The organism is Glaciecola sp. HA4-3 (assembly GCF_055693685.1).
Window position 1 is genome coordinate 2,873,690 of the sequence record NZ_CM146340.1, and the last position, 16,574, is coordinate 2,890,263.

Annotated in this window: 12 protein-coding genes and 2 pseudogenes; 3 read left to right on the plus strand and 11 right to left on the minus strand. The window is 40.8% G+C overall.

The genetic code is table 11. From position 1 onward, the window contains the following. Window positions 1-9: 9 nt before the first annotated feature. The 5 genes and pseudogenes from rplB to rpsJ form a co-directional block, all read right to left on the minus strand. A complete protein-coding gene (rplB, locus tag ACZ1G6_RS13830; protein WP_472616813.1) occupies window positions 10-834 on the minus strand; it encodes a 50S ribosomal protein L2 in 825 nt (274 codons plus the stop codon). 11 nt (window positions 835-845) lie between these two features. Then, a complete protein-coding gene (gene rplW / locus ACZ1G6_RS13835) occupies window positions 846-1,145 on the minus strand; it encodes a 50S ribosomal protein L23 (protein ID WP_472616814.1) in 300 nt (99 codons plus the stop codon). Beyond that, complete coding sequence (gene rplD, locus ACZ1G6_RS13840; RefSeq protein WP_472616815.1) at window positions 1,142-1,747, minus strand: 50S ribosomal protein L4; 606 nt, start codon at window positions 1,745-1,747, stop codon at window positions 1,142-1,144. The genes rplW and rplD overlap by 4 nt, the downstream gene beginning before the upstream one ends. Before the next feature lie 14 nt (window positions 1,748-1,761). After that, window positions 1,762-2,403: pseudogene (gene rplC, locus ACZ1G6_RS13845) on the minus strand (50S ribosomal protein L3). A 36-nt stretch (window positions 2,404-2,439) separates the two neighbouring features. Then, complete coding sequence (gene rpsJ, locus ACZ1G6_RS13850) at window positions 2,440-2,751, minus strand: 30S ribosomal protein S10 (RefSeq protein WP_010179497.1); 312 nt, start codon at window positions 2,749-2,751, stop codon at window positions 2,440-2,442. Window positions 2,752-3,329: 578 nt separating this feature from the next. On the opposite strand from rpsJ, the gene ACZ1G6_RS13855 reads away from it, so the two are divergent. Beyond that, complete coding sequence (locus ACZ1G6_RS13855) at window positions 3,330-5,549, plus strand: GspE/PulE family protein (RefSeq protein ID WP_472616816.1); 2,220 nt, start codon at window positions 3,330-3,332, stop codon at window positions 5,547-5,549. An 8-nt stretch (window positions 5,550-5,557) separates the two neighbouring features. On the opposite strand, the gene ACZ1G6_RS13860 is transcribed toward ACZ1G6_RS13855, so the two are convergent. Both ACZ1G6_RS13860 and ACZ1G6_RS13865 read right to left on the minus strand, forming a co-directional pair. Then, window positions 5,558-7,216, minus strand: coding sequence for a helix-turn-helix domain-containing protein (locus ACZ1G6_RS13860; protein ID WP_472616817.1), 1,659 nt, complete (start codon window positions 7,214-7,216; stop codon window positions 5,558-5,560). A 160-nt stretch (window positions 7,217-7,376) separates the two neighbouring features. Beyond that, a complete protein-coding gene (locus ACZ1G6_RS13865; RefSeq protein WP_472616818.1) occupies window positions 7,377-7,901 on the minus strand; it encodes an HAD family hydrolase in 525 nt (174 codons plus the stop codon). A 143-nt stretch (window positions 7,902-8,044) separates the two neighbouring features. Between ACZ1G6_RS13865 and ACZ1G6_RS13870 the strand changes: the two are divergent. Together ACZ1G6_RS13870 and ACZ1G6_RS13875 are read left to right on the plus strand one after the other, a co-directional pair. After that, window positions 8,045-8,329: pseudogene (locus ACZ1G6_RS13870) on the plus strand (YebG family protein); the annotation flags it as partial. Window positions 8,330-8,338: 9 nt separating this feature from the next. Then, window positions 8,339-9,127: an MBL fold metallo-hydrolase gene (locus ACZ1G6_RS13875; RefSeq protein WP_472618992.1), complete on the plus strand. Its 789-nt coding sequence runs from the start codon at window positions 8,339-8,341 to the stop codon at window positions 9,125-9,127. Between the two features lie 5 nt (window positions 9,128-9,132). Here ACZ1G6_RS13875 and tldD read toward each other — a convergent pair whose 3' ends face one another. The 4 genes from tldD to ACZ1G6_RS13895 all read right to left on the minus strand — a co-directional run bounded on the left by tldD (window position 9,133) and on the right by ACZ1G6_RS13895 (window position 16,571). Beyond that, complete coding sequence (gene tldD, locus ACZ1G6_RS13880; RefSeq protein WP_472616819.1) at window positions 9,133-10,578, minus strand: metalloprotease TldD; 1,446 nt, start codon at window positions 10,576-10,578, stop codon at window positions 9,133-9,135. 88 nt (window positions 10,579-10,666) lie between these two features. Beyond that, entirely contained in the window at window positions 10,667-14,518 is a 3,852-nt protein-coding gene (locus ACZ1G6_RS13885) for a YhdP family protein (RefSeq protein WP_472616820.1), read from the minus strand. Then, window positions 14,515-15,981 carry a ribonuclease G gene (rng, locus tag ACZ1G6_RS13890; RefSeq protein WP_472616821.1) on the minus strand — a complete coding sequence of 489 codons (1,467 nt, stop codon included), beginning with the start codon at window positions 15,979-15,981 and terminating at the stop codon, window positions 14,515-14,517. Before rng ends, ACZ1G6_RS13885 begins: the two co-directional genes overlap by 4 nt. Continuing rightward, window positions 15,978-16,571 carry a Maf family protein gene (locus ACZ1G6_RS13895; RefSeq protein ID WP_472616822.1) on the minus strand — a complete coding sequence of 198 codons (594 nt, stop codon included), beginning with the start codon at window positions 16,569-16,571 and terminating at the stop codon, window positions 15,978-15,980. Before ACZ1G6_RS13895 ends, rng begins: the two co-directional genes overlap by 4 nt. Between the last annotated feature and the right edge of the window lie 3 nt (window positions 16,572-16,574).

Consider the following 16,574-nt stretch of genomic DNA (forward strand, 5'->3'; position numbering starts at 1 on the left):
TCCTCGCTTTTACTTGTTACGACGACGTACGATAAGTCTATCGGTACGCTTATTACTTCGAGTCTTCTTACCTTTAGTAGGAACACCCCAAGGGCTTACTGGATGACGACCACCAGATGTACGACCTTCACCACCACCGTGTGGGTGATCAACTGGGTTCATGGCTACACCACGAACAGTTGGGCGAATTCCGCGCCAGCGATTAGCACCGGCTTTACCTAATGAACGAAGCATATGCTCTGAGTTACCTACTTCACCGATAGTAGCACGGCAATCAGATAACACTTTACGTACTTCACCCGAGCGTAAACGTAGAGTCACATAAGTGCCTTCACGCGCTAGGATTTGCGCATATTGACCAGCAGAACGTGCAATTTGAGCACCTTTGCCTGGCTTCATTTCGATCGCATGCACTGTTGAACCTACCGGCATGTTACGCATAGGCATAGCATTACCAGCTTTAATAGGAGCATCAGCACCAGATTGAATTGCATCGCCTGCTTTTGAGCCCTTAGGCGCAAGAATGTAGCGACGCTCACCGTCTGCATAAAGCACAAGTGCAATATTTGCAGAGCGGTTTGGATCATATTCTAAACGTTCAATTTTAGCTGGAATGCCGTCTTTGTTACGTTTAAAGTCAATTATACGATAATGGCTTTTATGTCCACCACCGATATGACGAACTGTGATTCGACCGTTGTTGTTACGACCACCGCTTTTGCTATTTTTTTCAAGCAATGGAGCGTGTGGAGCACCTTTATGAAGGTCAGGATTGATTACCTGTACAACATGACGACGACCAGCAGAAGTAGGTTTAGCTTTTAATAATGGCATATCAAATCCCCTTATTCAGCCGCACCGACGAAGTCGATGTCTTGACCTTCTTTAAGCACAACATATGCTTTTTTCCAGTCGCTGCGTTTGCCGAACGCCATACCATGACGCTTAACTTTTCCTTTTACATTTACTGTACGTACGCCTTTCACTTCTACTTCAAAAAGTTTCTCAACCGCAGCTGCAATCTCAGCTTTGTTCGCGTCTTTTAGTACTTTAAATACAAAAGTGTTATTTGTTTCAGTGGCCATAGTAGACTTTTCTGAAACGTGAGGTGCCAAAAGCACTTTTAATAAACGTTGTTCGTTCATGCTAAAGCCTCCTCAAGTTGTTTAACTGCGTCGGCTGTCATTAATACTTTATCAAAAGCGATAAGGCTAACAGGGTCGATGCCTTGAACATCACGAGCGTCTACTTTGTATAGGTTGCGCGAAGCCAAGAACAAGTTCTCGTCTAGCTCAGCCGTAACAATTAACACGTCTTTTAGTTCAAGTTCGTTTAGCTTTGCTTGTAGTTCTTTGGTTTTTGGCGCTTCAACACCAAACTTCTCAACTACTACTAAACGTTCTTGACGTACCAGTTCCGATAAAATACTTTTTATCGCACCGCGGTACATCTTTTTATTTACTTTTTGATCAAAGTCACGAGGTTTCGCTGCAAATGCGCGACCACCACCAACCCAGATTGGGCTTCGAATAGTACCTGCACGAGCTCGGCCTGTTCCTTTTTGACGCCATGGCTTCTTACCACCACCACGTACTTCAGATCTTGTTTTTTGCGCTTTAGTACCTTGACGAGCACCTGCACCATAAGCTACTACAACTTGGTGAACAAGAGCTTCGTTAAACTCACGACCAAAAGTGGCGTCTGATACTTCAAGAGCGCTTTTTGCGTCTTTCAATGTTAATTCCATCAGTTCACTCCCAGTTACGCTTTAACAGCTGGCTTGACGATAACATCGCTGCCAGTTGCGCTAAAGTACGGTACCTTTGATTAATAAAAGGTTGTTCTCAGCATCAACGCGAACAAGTTCTAAAGATTGAGTAGTGATTCGCTTGTTTCCAAGCTGTCCAGCCATCTTCTTACCTTTAAATACTTTACCTTGGTGATTGGTTTTGACCAATTGAACCTATGTGCTCTGTGTGATAGTGAGTTACCGTGAGTCATACGCTGAGAACTAAAGTTCCAACGCTTAATTACACCAGCAAAACCTTTACCTTTTGACGTGCCTGCGACATCGACTTTTTTAGTGTCGTTGAAGATTTCTACAGTTAATTCACTGCCCACTTCAATATCAGCACCCTCATCGTCAGCAAGACGAAATTCCCACAAACCACGTCCGGCTTCAACGCCAGCTTTAGCAAAATGACCTGCTGAAGCTTTATTAACGCGATTCGCTTTCTTAGTGCCAGCGGTAACTTGTAGTGCACGATAACCATCAGTGTCGTCAGTGCGTAACTGCGTCACTCGGTTAGGGGTCGCTTCGATAACAGTCACAGGAATAGATACGCCATCTTCAGTGAAGATGCGAGTCATACCTACTTTACGACCGATAAGACCAATCGACATTGTTATTACCCTCTTATCTGTTTAGCTCTAGCAGCATTAGCCCAGACTAATCTGAACATCAACGCCCGCGGCTAAGTCCAATCTCATCAAAGCATCAACTGTTTTATCAGTTGGTTCAATGATATCTACTAAACGCTTGTGTGTGCGGATTTCGTACTGGTCACGCGCGTCTTTGTTTACGTGCGGAGAAATCAGCACAGTATAACGTTCTTTGCGTGTAGGTAATGGAATAGGACCACTGACCTGCGCGCCTGTACGCTTAGCTGTTTCAACGATTTCCGCAGTAGACTGATCGATCAATTTATGATCAAACGCTTTCAAACGAATACGAATTCTTTGATTTGGCATCGATTAAGCTCCAATCGAAAGAACAAAAAAATTCACCTTTTCGTCCTATTTTTCTTTTTAATAAAAGGCAGGAGAAAAGATGTGCGTAAACCAATGACTCCTTATTGGAGTCTTGTTCATATATTAATGTTGCTTTAAATCAGCTGGTAAATGTTTAAAGAAGCTTTCGCTTATTGACCTAAACATACACCCATTAATTGGCTGCCGTTACATTCATCATAGGGTTTAAAGCATACTTGCTCAAAACACAAACCGATGTCCATCTCTGACAGTGGGCGCGAATTATACACGTTTGCAATCCAAGCGCAAGTAGTAAAGTCAATCAATCAGGAAAAAGAACCAATTTGTCTCAAATGTCACAAACAAGTGCTAAAGAGGCTACATCATTTGGAAAGTTTTTGTTATGCTCAGTATAGAAAGTGAACAATTTGTTCCCAAACACGGTGTTATTAAAGGCAGATACTGTAGCCAAGTAGTTATAAAGTATAGTAGTTTAGATTTATGTATTTTGTTACCTTGTCGATATATGACTTATAACAACACGTGTAACCGTCTTAAGAAAGGAAAAGTCCAGCGCGATGTTTGATAGTACTCAACAAGCAATGATGTTGCAAAATTTGCAAGCAAAGTTAGGTGAATTTCCTAACCTTTTGGCTGCATACCAGAAAATTGAACCAATCTTGCTTGAAATGTTTCAATCGCAGCGTATGTCGCTATTTCAGAGGCGTGCACAGCACAATGACCTTGTCGCTCGGTTCAAAACAGGTAAAGAAACACGCGAAATAAAAGTAGCGATTAGTCCTCAATCAATAGCAGGCTATGTTGCGATGTCTCAGCAGCCGTTGGTCATCAAAGACCCATATGATGTTGCTGAACTTAAAGGCGTGCACCCTAGGCTAAGGTTTGATCAAAAATTTGACCAAACTAGCCAATTTAAAACTGACTCAATTTTGTGTGTCCCCGTCATCAATGCTGGTGTATTACTCGGTGTCATGCAAATCATAAATAAAAATGGCATGGGCTTTAACGAGCAAGACATGCAATGGGCGATGCAAGTCGCTGAGATGTTAGGTGAAAAATTCAGATATGAACTCGGCGGCACTAGTAGCCCGTTTGATTACCTATTCCATTCAGGCGCAATCAGCGAAGAAGTGCTTGAAACGCTCGATGATCACAGTGATATAACATCGACGGTAAAAGCACTGCAGACTCAACACAACGTTAATGACATTGCAATTGGTGAATCATTATCGGTCCACTACCAAGTGCCTTTTATTGCATTTTTACCAGAAAAGTATCATCTATATAAGAATAACATCACGCTGAACCTATCGTATTTAAAACGTAATTTGGTTGCAGTTGTTGCTGATGCGCATGAAAGTCCAATACTATTAATGGCAGAGCCTAACAATGCGGCTTTGTTAATGGAAGTGGAGAGTGCCTTAGGAATAGATAGCTACGAGATTGCCGTTGGACTCCCGTCACATATTCTAGCCTACCTAGGCGACAAGTCCGCTGGTGGTAACCTTGGAGATATGGACGAAATCCTTGACGAAATCGGTACTTCCGCTATGGAAGAAGATGTTGCTGATGAAGACATGGATGAAGATGCAGCACCGATTGTCCAACTTGTGAATCGCATTTTGCATGATGCTAAAAAATTCAACGCTTCAGATATTCATGTTGACCCTGAAAAAGGCGGGCCTACTCGCGTAAGAATGCGAGTCGATGGTGTAGTTAGAGATATTACGCAAGTGCCTGCATCTCATCACAGTGCACTTGTCTCGCGTATTAAAATAATGTCGAGTCTAAATATCGCCGAAAAACGCGTTCCCCAAGACGGCAAACTTGCATTTAGATTAGATGGCAAACCCGTTGAGGTGCGTGTCGCAACAATACCTACCGTGGCTGGTGAAGGCGTAGTAATGCGTATCCTCGCTTCTGGTGGTGCGATGCCAATAGAAAAAATGAATCTATCTGAACGTAACCTAACCATGCTAGAAGAGATGATTAAGAAACCTCATGGTATTTTGCTAGTAGTAGGTCCAACAGGTTCAGGTAAAACCACAACTTTACATGCGGTGCTAGGGTATTTAAATACGCCAGACCGAAAAATTTGGACTGCAGAGGACCCTGTAGAGATTACGCAAGCGGGTCTACAGCAAGTCCAAGTCAGCTCTAAAATTGGCTTTACATTTGCCAATGCACTACGAGCATTTTTACGTGCTGACCCTGATATCATATTAATTGGTGAGATGAGGGATAAAGAAACAGCACACGCTGGTATCGAAGCTTCATTGACTGGTCACTTGGTATTATCTACCTTACACACAAACTCAGCACCAGAAACTATTACGCGCTTGTTGGATTTAGGGCTAGATCCCGTCAACTTCTCAGATGCTTGTGTCGGGATTCTAGCGCAGCGGCTTATTCGTACTCTTTGCCCGGATTGTAAAGCGACTTATCAGGCTTCAGAAGATGATTTTGCGTTTTTAAAACGTCAATATGGTGATGAACATTTCGATGAACTTGGGATTACCCAACCACCAACCCTCTATAAAGCAAAGGGCTGTGAAAAATGTGGAGATACTGGATATAAAGGCCGAACAGGGGTTCACGAACTTCTTGGAATGACGGCCGACCTGCGTAGTTTAATATACAAAGAAGCATCGGTAAGCGACATGAAAGCGCAGGCTACTGCAGATGGTATGCGCACTCTAGTGCAAGACGGTGTATTAAAAGTGCTCAAAGGTGATACTGATATACAGCAAATTCAAGCACTTAGTGGTCACGATTAATAGAATGGCTACGAAGAGCTTGTTTGCCTAAGCAGTGCTGAAGGCGCAAATCCAAATTCCATTTTAAAGCATTTACTAAAATACGAAGATGAGCTGAAGCCGCAAGCATAAGCAACCGTTGTTACGCTCTTTCCTCTAGACAGTAATTGCTTTGCTTTATTTAGACGATACTTACGTAATAAATCATTAAACCCATACTCGCAACACGTGTTCAACTTACGAGTGAGTGTCCTTGTTGTTGTTGACAATAACTCAGCAGCTTCAACTTTACTGAAGCTCTCATTTTGATAATTTTCACCCAAAATAGAAAGTATTTTATCTAAGTATGGATGTGAGCCCTGAGCCTTTGCTTCAAATAAGCTTTTATCGAAATAGTGTCCTACTAATTTGTTCTCTAGCGCTTCATGTTGCTGTGTGAATGCCTTAAAGAGGTAGTGAATAACCCTATCTAATTCTTTAGGATGAATGGGCTTTTCTAACAGTACATGCACGCCTATTTGCAAGATGGCTAATTGTGCTGTTTTTGTCCCTGGACTAGCCAAAGCGACAAGAGGCATATCTTTGAATGCATGAGTAATTCTATTCCATTGAGTAATACCAATGATATCGCCAAGCCCTAAATCAAGTACAATGCAATCAGGTTTATATCTTTGTGAAATACCGTAAGCTTCCTCTATATTGCTAACAGTAATCATATGATAATCAATTGCAGAGTCAGCTAGTGGAGGCACCGTCTTTTGATGACTGCTGGATATAACGAGCACACTGGCTTGTTTTTGAGAATTTGTATCAAATTTTGTTTCACGTTCATTAACCACTAATTGGTTTCGTTGTATATTCTCATCACAAACACATATTGGGAGCTGCAAACTGATCCTAGTACCATGTTGCAAAGCGCTTTTAACTAGCACCCTTCCTCCGGCATCCCTTATTGTATTTGCAATCACTACTAAATTAATAATATCTTGGGTATCTGTTGCTCTACGCCCAAGAGAACTTAGGGACGAAGGGCTATTAACTAACTCACATTGCTGTGACTGCATGCCGCATCCATTGTCTCTTATTGTCAAAAAAACGGAGCCCTTATCAATTATGTACTCCATCTTAATCATTGTAGATTTAGAATTGTGCTTTATCGCATTTTGCAACAGTTCACGTAATACATTTTGTAAAAACACTTGGGGCAGCTCAACTAATACATTACTAGCACCTTGATATGAAAAATCAATCCGATTTCCTAGTTGTTTATCCTTGATAAAATCCTCGATTGATTTTAATGCTCTATATGGGCTTCCGACAGAATCAAAAAGCATCTGATTGGTGCTATTAGCGTGTGTTTCAACTTTATGTCTTGCAGGATTTGACAATTCGTCTGCCACTTTACGCAAAGTGTGAAGGCTTTCTTTTAAGGGGGTTTGCATAATGGATTGATATTGCTTAGTTCCATAAAGCACATATTGGGAATTGATTATATTTTTAATAACTTTACGAACTTGTAACGCAATATATTGGTCTTGTATGCTTGACCCTTCGTCTTTTGCCAAACGACACTTAGTGATCTGTTCACCTTGCAATAGATTTAATCGCCTCTCAATTGCCATCCCAATCACTAATGCAACACTAAACGAAACGGCAAGTACGAGCCAAAAAACAATACTAACTTCCATATCAATATTCACTACTTCTTAAAAATTGATGACAACGGTCTTTGTGATACACCAAAACTTTAACAAACCTAAGGCACTACACAATTAAATAAAGGAAAAATATTTATAATATTGAGACAAAGATCCCTATGGCGCAATATATTTTAAATTATCAATGTAATTAAAACCATGCTCTAGGTTCATATAGCCAAGCCTGCATTTTTGCATTATGCGCAGCCTGAATATCGTAAACAAAGTCACCAATATAAGCGATTTCGCTGGTGGGAATTTGCCATTGAGACGCAATCGTTAGCAATGCACTTGGGTCAGGTTTTGGTGGCGCATCTTCTCTGGTGACTAACAACTCAATCGGTATTTTATTTTGCGCCAATTTGGCCAAACTCGCTTCTTTGCAATTACGTGTAACAATTGCAAGTGGTATGTTACGTGCAATTGCATCGCATACAAACGCCTTAGCGCCGGGGATCCATGTGGAGGTTTTCGCGTCTTCTAACTCATGGTTAATAACTTGTTGCTGTGCACGTTGCTTTTCAAACTTACACTCTAGCGAATCAACATACGCTAGCATGTCCTGAGACTTTGGACACCCAATCTCCTTTTTAAGCCAAACAAAATCTAAATTCGTTTTGACTAAGGTATCATCTAAATCAAATATAATCCCTGATACCCCGTTAAATTCGAACATCCAAATTTCCTCTTTATCATAAGTCACTCGACTTGATACTGATTTAATACCAAAAAGCTCATGATTTTGATGAGAAACAAACTGTTTATTTATACAGTTAAAGGCGGTATATTACACCCTAAGTTAACCATTTGGAGTCACACATGGCCGTTATTACTCAATATGTAGTGCAACATAAAGGAGTGGATAAGTTGATCACCACCGATAAAAAAGAAGCCGACCAATATGATAAAATGCTCGAAGTTGCAGACAACCTAAGTCAATATATTAGTGCAAAAGGTATAGAGCTTGATGAGAGCCTATCTGAAGAACTATCGATCTTATTGGCTAAAAATAAAGATTCGGTGGCCAAACTTCTCAAAGGTCAAGCGACAGATCTTATTTTAGAAAAAGAAAATGCCGAAGTAATTGAACTGAAAAAGCTTAAACTCGGTTTTATTTCACGTGTATTAGGCAACGCTTACATGAAATATCATCAAATTAAGGGTTATATTCAAAATATTCACCTTGTTGAATATCCACATGGATGCATGCTGCTAGATGGTTGTGCCCGCTCTGATTTATACAGAATCAAACGGTATTTCTCAGAAACGTTACAAAGACCCCTTAGTGATTTGAAAGTGGTATTAGTCACTCATATGCATCCAGACCATGCTGGCTGTGCGCACAAATTGAGATCCATAACAGGCTGTCAAGTTGTCTCTGGTCAGTTTACGCATCAGTGGTACGCTGGACTATCAGGCTCGCTTGCGCACATCATTGATGTCAGTTTAGCTTGGTGGGTTGCTGGTAGAATAGGTCGCAAGCGAGAAAATATATGGTATCCCAGACATTTATCAGCAGACATTATGTTGCAAGATGGTGAATCAATACTAGGGTTTCCTGATTGGCATGTTATTGCAACTCCAGGACACACCGACCGTGACATTAGTGTTGTTAATATAACTGAAAAGCTAATATATGTTGCAGATCTAATTGTCAAAGTGAAAAACGCGCTATGCCCTCCCTTTCCAGTGCATTATCCTAATAAATATAAACACTCAATCAGTCGGATGCATGACTATATAGGCTTTACACTATTAATGGCACATGTACCAAAGCAAATACTAAAAAAGGAGGATATCGATTTGTTACTTAGTAAAGCACCATCGAAACCGCAAACAAGTGCCAATGCTGTCAAAGCTAAATTACTAGGGTTCACCAATACAGCTTTCGGTGAAAAATAAGGCGTTTAAGCCGTTCCACCTACTGTCATCTCATCGATTTTAAGCGTAGGTTGACCCACCCCGACAGGCACAGATTGACCGTCTTTACCGCATACTCCTACACCAGCATCAAGTGCCAAGTCATTGCCTATCATTGATATTCTTTGCATAGACTCAGGTCCATTGCCGATAAGTGTTGCCCCTTTGATAGGTTCACCTATTTTTCCATCTTTAATCAAATATGCTTCTGAGGTTGAAAACACAAATTTTCCAGACGTAATGTCTACTTGGCCGCCACCAAAGTTAGGTGCATAAATACCGTTTTCAACCGATGAAATAATATCTTTAGGCTCATGCTTGCCTGCAAGCATATATGTATTTGTCATTCTTGGCATTGGCAAGTGTGCATAGGATTCCCGTCGTCCGTTTCCAGTTGGTCGTACGCCCATTAGTTTCGCATTTTGTTTATCTTGCATATAAGATTTGAGCACACCGTCTTCAATCAACACATTGTATTGTGAAGGCGTACCTTCATCATCAATAGACAAAGAGCCTCGTCGATTTTCCATTGTCCCATCATCAACAACAGTGACACCTTTTGACGCAACCTGCTGGCCAATCTTCCCACTAAACGTAGAAGACGCTTTACGGTTAAAATCACCCTCTAAACCATGACCGACAGCTTCATGTAACAGAACACCAGGCCATCCTGCCCCAAGCACAACAGGCATAGCACCTGCCGGCGCGGCAATTGCATTTAAGTTAACACTAGCCATATGAATGGCTTGATTAGCTAGTTGCTGAAACCGCATTAATCCACAATCCAACTCCTCTACAAAGAAGTCGTAAGTTCTGCGGCCACCTGCACCGGCACTTCCGCGCTCTCTTTTGCCATCTTGTTCCAGTAAAACAGAACAATTAAGTCGGATTAAAGGGCGTATGTCGGTCGCAAAGGTTCCATCAGTAGCTGCAATAAGAACCTCCTCATATACTCCCGTTAAACTAACGCTAACTTGACTAGCGTGAGGCGCTTTTTGTCTTATGTATAAATCGGTTCTTTTTAGTAAATCTACTTTTTCGGTGTCTGACATTTTAAGTAGTGGATTTAACTGTGTGTACAATTGCTTAGGGCTTTGCTTTGAAAACCCTGTTACTTTGTGTTTTTGTCCAGGTAAAGCTATTGTGCGGGCAGCATTGCATGCAGCTTGTAAGGCATCTAAGGTGATTTCATCAGAATAAGCAAAACCTGTTTTTTCTCCGGAAATGGCACGCACGCCTACGCCTTTTTCTATATTGTAGCTGCCATCTTTAATAATTCCGTCTTCAAGTACCCATGACTCATGCTGTGACAATTGAAAATATAAATCTGCAAAATCATTATTGTGCTCTAACATACCCGATAGAAGGTCTGCGACATTGCTTGTTTGCAAGCCACAATCACTTAACAAATTGTCCACTACTTGTTGTGTCATACTTTGCCTATTAATAGATAATGTTTAATGATGTCAATGCTACTACACTGGCTAACTTTAGGATACAAAGTAAGCTCCATTTAGATCTTTAATCATCACTTTGATTTTCAGGAAGTTCAATGTCTAACAAGTCTTCTTCAGTAGGAGGTATAAAAGGAGACTGCTCGTCATCCTCATTTGATCTTCTAGCTGGTAGCTCTACTTCTGTGCTATCTCGGCCTGTCTCAACAATACTTGGCTCACTTATGGTGCCGGTAATTGAGTAGTTGACGTTTGAAATCACTTTTGCTGATGTAAGTACTTGATCAATCGCTAGCGCCGCTATTGCACTTGGCGGATTTACAGTAAAAAATAGCAATACCGGTAAATTACCTGTCACGTTAGGTGTAAAACTTACATTATAATTTAAAGCCTGATTGGCCAAGTCGGTGTATCCATATATTTCAATATCACCCGCGGCACCATTTATGATTGTATCTCGAGTGTCAGCCTTACCCTGCGTGATTTGTACGGTTCCAGCCATGTTGTCATAAAAGAAACCCTTGGCAAACACATCCCTAAAATCTAGAGATAATTTACGAACCAAAGAGCTAAGGCTTAAAATAGTGAAAATCCTAGAGCCTTTGTCACTCACTTCAGTCAAATAGCCGTCAGTGAGTTGCCAATCGATTTCTCCATCAATATTAGCAAAATCGATATCAACAGGTGAGTCTTGCCATGTCAAAGCAAAGGACATATTTGCTTCAGAGTCTTGAATACCCGTATCAAAACCAAGATTTGACAGATATTGACCAAAATCTTCACTCACCAAATCACCACCAATAAATGTGAAATGGTCATCATTGCGCTTGTACCATTGGCCTGATGCAGATACTCGACCTTGCTCATTTTCTAGCAACACTTGACTAAGTTTAAGACCATCATTATTCGGTTGAAGCTCTAATTCGACTCTGCCAAGATCAAGCCCCCAAATTTCACATGACTTACAAGTAAAGTCTATACTTGGCAAAGTCTGAGGATTGATATCCCACTTTATTTGAGCAAGTTCTTCTTGCTCATCTTTTAGATCTGATTCCAATTTTATATATTCGGCATTAATCAACACGCCCTGACTAAATAGATTATCATGGATGGTAATGTCTGCGCGCGCTTGATCAGCATCAAGCTCAAGTTGCCATTGATCATCAAAACGTTTAGCGATTAGGTCGACATCAGAAAGCGTCTGGTCTTGCCAATGTAACTTCTCAGTATTGACAAACACTCGCTTAGGTAATCCAATTAAAGGCTGCTGCGTTGTTTGTGTCTTGGGCTGCAACGCGCTAACAACATCAATCCACTGTTGAGCAAATAAGTCGTCAAAATCCGCACTAATACTAAATCCAAGTCCTCGACTTTCAAACTCAGTGTCTCCAATAGATAAATGTGCTCGACTGAACTGTTTGTCTTTATGCACAAGCGCACCGTCAAACCTAGCCACATTATCAATTGAAATCTCTACTTTAGAGGTTAGCTCGTTCCCTGATGCACTGATCAAAAGTGGGCGCTTTGCACTTGTATCTTTTGCAAAAGGTACAGGCAAATTGTTTTTAGTACCAACAAGATCACTTTCAAGCAAAGCGGTATAGGATACAGCTGCCTTTTCAGTTTGAATTTGACTAACTAGGCGCCAGTCACTTTCACCTTCAAAGTAGTCGCCAAACTCTTTAGATATCGTTTGACTAAGTTGGTTTAAATCCCAACGACCACGCCAATTTGTATCTATGATGTATTGGGGGCCTGTTTGCTTTCCTTGAAGGTCAACATACACCATTTGAGAGAGCACGCTCGCCTCAAGCCCTTCAATAGAAATATCACCGTTAATGAATGACAAACTTCCCATTGAATCTTCTAGAGATAAAGCAATTGATGGGATATTTATAACATTATTATCAAAATATATGTCGCCCGATGCAACTGTATTTGCAGGTGTGCTCAGTGGAATATCGAGTCTCAATTGAGTAGACAAGTCGCCGTCAATTAAGACGTGCTTGTTTAACACATTGCCTAAGGTTTCTTTTAATGAACTGTCTTGCATTAACCCAGCTATACTAGCACCATTGCTTTGGGCAAATGCTTCAATTGTTAATAAAGCATCAGAACGTAGCTGTGGTATTTGAGCTTCTAGGCCACTTAGCTCTACCCCTTCCAAAATTGCTGTAGGGCTTTTCATGCTGAGCATATTATTTTCAAACTTTAAGGATAGATCTAAGTCGGACAGTGAAGGCCATTTAGGTGAAAATAAAAATTGTGCGTTATCAATCTCAATTAAGCTTTGAAATACACCGCTTCTATCGTCAAATGGGAAGCTATCCACTTGTCCATGCCATAGTATCTTTGCATGATTGACTGTCCCTTCCCCATAAAATGCACGCGTGAGATATTCCTTTGTTGCCTTGCCCATATATCGATTAGGTAAGAGATCTGGGATTAAATTTACGTCAAGTGACTGTGTATTGATAAACAACGACAATAAATTATCACTTGTACGGTAAGCAAGTGATACATCCATTTCAAGACCATCAAGATCTATTATGCCTTGTTCTATCGATACAAAAACATCATCTCTTAAGCTAATATCAATCGGTATATTGAGGACATTAAGCTGTGCTTGACGGTCGAACAAAAAATTAGATACCAAACTTTGTGAAGGCGCAAAGATATTCAACTGCCCTTCTTTGCCCGCCCAAATCGCATCGACACTCAAGTCCTGTAATCCAACAATCCCCTCATCTTCATTCCACGAAATAGATTCTAATGAAGCACGAACAAGAGGCTTTTTATTAACAAGGCTCAGCTCTAATGTGCTTAAGCTACCCTGCATATCAATAAGGGCAAGTTGATCTGATAAAGGAATTGATAATAAGCCCAATAAAGGCAGTATTGGTTTTATTGGTGTCGGTTCTGCTAGCGCTAATTGCACTTTATGGTTTGAATACTGACCTGTAAATGAAGTATTAAACTGCCGTTGGTTATTGCTTAGCTTTACATCGTCCACTAAGAAATGCCATGTGTCTTGTATCAACTCGCCAGCAAATTTCGCACTTAACTGTGTATCAACAATAAAACCGTTATCGCTCAATCTCATGGTCGTAGGAAATAGCTCGCCATCAACCCTGAACAATCGGCCATTACGAATTTGCGCCCATGTTTCAAAACTACTGTTGCTTGTATCCACATAGTCAGAAAGTGCTGAAGAATCACTAAACCAGTGTGATAGCTCTAGATCTTGCGCTAGCGCATAAAATACGCCTTCATAGCCAGATAATTCACTTGTTAAATCTAGTATAAACTTTGCATTGTTTTGTCGCGTGTCGCCTAGGCCAAATCTACCGACACCTTGATGACGATTACCTTTATTCGTCCACGAAAGTTGGTCAATATTAACCGTTTTTGAAAGCTCATCATTGATCACTATCACTTGGCTATCATTGATTGAGAAACTTGATAGGCGCTGTAAAAACACTTTCTCTAAACTGCTTACTAAAGATGAATCACCCTGTGATTCGGTTACCGCTTGTAAATCGAGTTTCACCAAAAGAGATTGAAGAGACACTTGATTACTTTGCAATGTCATAGCAGCAATGCTTGGCCAAAACTCAATACCGATTAATACTTCAGATACATTCATAGACATCGAAGATTGCGTTGATGAAACGACCGTCAAATCTCGTAGCACTAAAATTGGGCCAGAAGGCGCCCAATTAGCAGATAGTTCTCCTATGTCCACCTCAATGTCATATTGAGCAGAAATAAAGTCTTCTAAATGGTGCTTGTGATCATCAAGGTAAGGTAATGAATAGCGAAGTAAACTCACCGACAGGGCAATAAGCACCAGTAGAATCGCTAGAAGCGTCCATATTTTCCTAATGGTATAGCTAAGCGCTGCGTTGAGCTTATTCACATCATGACCACATCAAATTTATCTTGGTGATAAAGTGGTTCGGTTAACACTTTTATTTGTTTACCTACAAATGCTTCGAGCTCTGCAAGAATATGAGACTCTTCTCCAAGTAACGCGTCTGTCACAATCGGTGAGCCATAAATCACGAATTTATCGGCATTATACGCTTTGTTAACTCTTACTACTTCTCGAGTAATCTCAAAACAAGTCGTTTCTACTGTTTTGATACTGCCTCTTCCCTTACAGGCGGGACATTCACCACATAGAAGATGCTCTAATGACTCTCGAGTACGTTTACGAGTCATCTCTATTAACCCTAAGGATGTATAGCCATGAATATTTGATTTTGCTCTATCTTTATTCATCGCGCTTTCTAGTGAATGTTGGACTCTTCGCTTGTGGTCATCAACCGTCATATCAATGAAATCGATCAATATCATACCGCCTAGATTGCGCAAGCGTAATTGTCGTGCAATCGCAGATGTTGCCTCTATATTTGTATTGAAAATGGTTTCTTCTAAGTTTCTATGCCCAACAAATGCACCGGTATTTATATCGATTGTTGTCATTGCTTCTGTCTGGTCTATGATCAAATAGCCACCAGATTTCAAATCAACGCGACGCCCAAGCGCACGTTGAAGTTCATTTTCAACGTCATATAAGTCAAAAATCGGCAACTCGCCTTGATAGTATTCAAGCTTGCTGCTTAATTCAGGGACATATTCGCTAGTAAAAGAGGTTAACTCTTGAAAAGTAAGATTTGAATCAATTCGTATGCGTTCTATTTGCGTGCCGACAAAGTCTCGCAGCACTCGTCTAGCGACAGGTAAATCCTCGTAGAGTACCTGGATCTTATTTGATTTTTTACGGGATTTTATCTTTACCCACAAGCGTTTCAAAAACTCAGCATCCTGCTTTAGCTCATGCTCGTTTACGCCCTCTGCAGCGGTGCGCAAGATAAAGCCACCATCGTCATCGCACATGTCATTGATAATTTCTTTTAATCGAGTTCTCTCTGCTTCTTCTTCAATTTTTTGAGACACCCCAACATGCGTAACAGAAGGCATCAAAACAAGATAGCGAGAGGGCAAGGTGATGTCGGTAGTCAGTCTTGCGCCTTTTGTACCAATAGGATCTTTCACCACTTGCACAACGATAGGTTGGCCATCTTTTACAAGCTCGCGAATATCTTTTATTTCAATCTGTGAAGGGCTCACATCGTCACGTAATTCATCGTAAATTGCGATGTCAGAAGCATGTAAAAAAGCAGCTTTGTCCAAACCGATATCAACAAAAGCAGCCTGCATTCCGGGAAGAACTCTTGATACTTTGCCTTTGTAAATGTTGCCAACTAAGCCCTTTTTGGTATGCCTCTCGATATGGATTTCTTGCAAAATACCATTTTCAATGAGTGCCACCCTGGATTCAGAAGGCGTAACATTAATTAATAGCTCTGCACTCATATCAAAAATACTTCCTCTTGTTTGGGTTCTAAACACTGTTTGATTGCTTGCTTTGTTTCAAATACTGGTAAGCCCACGACCGCAGTAAAAGAACCATTTATCGATTTAACAAATTGCCCACCAATTCCTTGTATAGCATATCCACCCGCTTTATCTAGCGGCTCATTTGTACGCCAGTATGCCAATTTATCATTGTCGCTGATTTCACTCATAGTCACTTGAGTGCTCACTACGCAATAATGCTCTTTCTTTGCTCCTAACACACAAACCCCTGTATGCACCGTGTGTGTATTCCCACTTAACATCGCCATCATGGCGCAAAAATCGTCATAGTCCTCTGGTTTTCCCAAGGCTAGATTATTTACCTCTACAACCGTATCAGAACCAATTACAAGACTATCGCTGATGCTCTGTTGTACCTTATATGCTTTGGAATACGATAAACGTTTTACAAGATCAAGTGTCGATTCGTCGGGTATTGGCGACTCATCGATATCTGCTGAGCGCACTTCAAATTCTTTAACGATGTATTTTAGCAAGGTTTGTCTGCGCTCAGATGCAGAAGCCAATACAATCTGATTCACACTCATTTA

Excerpts from the sequence above, each read along its gene's own strand:
- rplB (WP_472616813.1), bottom strand. The coding sequence starts at position 834 with ATGCCATTATTAAAAGCTAAACCTACTTCTGCTGGTCGTCGTCATGTT.
- rplW (WP_472616814.1), bottom strand. The coding sequence starts at position 1,145 with ATGAACGAACAACGTTTATTAAAAGTGCTTTTGGCACCTCACGTTTCA.
- rplD (WP_472616815.1), bottom strand. The coding sequence starts at position 1,747 with ATGGAATTAACATTGAAAGACGCAAAAAGCGCTCTTGAAGTATCAGAC.
- rpsJ (WP_010179497.1), bottom strand. The coding sequence starts at position 2,751 with ATGCCAAATCAAAGAATTCGTATTCGTTTGAAAGCGTTTGATCATAAA.
- ACZ1G6_RS13855 (WP_472616816.1), top strand. The coding sequence starts at position 3,330 with ATGTTTGATAGTACTCAACAAGCAATGATGTTGCAAAATTTGCAAGCA.
- ACZ1G6_RS13860 (WP_472616817.1), bottom strand. The coding sequence starts at position 7,216 with ATGGAAGTTAGTATTGTTTTTTGGCTCGTACTTGCCGTTTCGTTTAGT.
- ACZ1G6_RS13865 (WP_472616818.1), bottom strand. The coding sequence starts at position 7,901 with ATGTTCGAATTTAACGGGGTATCAGGGATTATATTTGATTTAGATGAT.
- tldD (WP_472616819.1), bottom strand. The coding sequence starts at position 10,578 with ATGACACAACAAGTAGTGGACAATTTGTTAAGTGATTGTGGCTTGCAA.
- rng (WP_472616821.1), bottom strand. The coding sequence starts at position 15,981 with ATGAGTGCAGAGCTATTAATTAATGTTACGCCTTCTGAATCCAGGGTG.
- ACZ1G6_RS13895 (WP_472616822.1), bottom strand. The coding sequence starts at position 16,571 with ATGAGTGTGAATCAGATTGTATTGGCTTCTGCATCTGAGCGCAGACAA.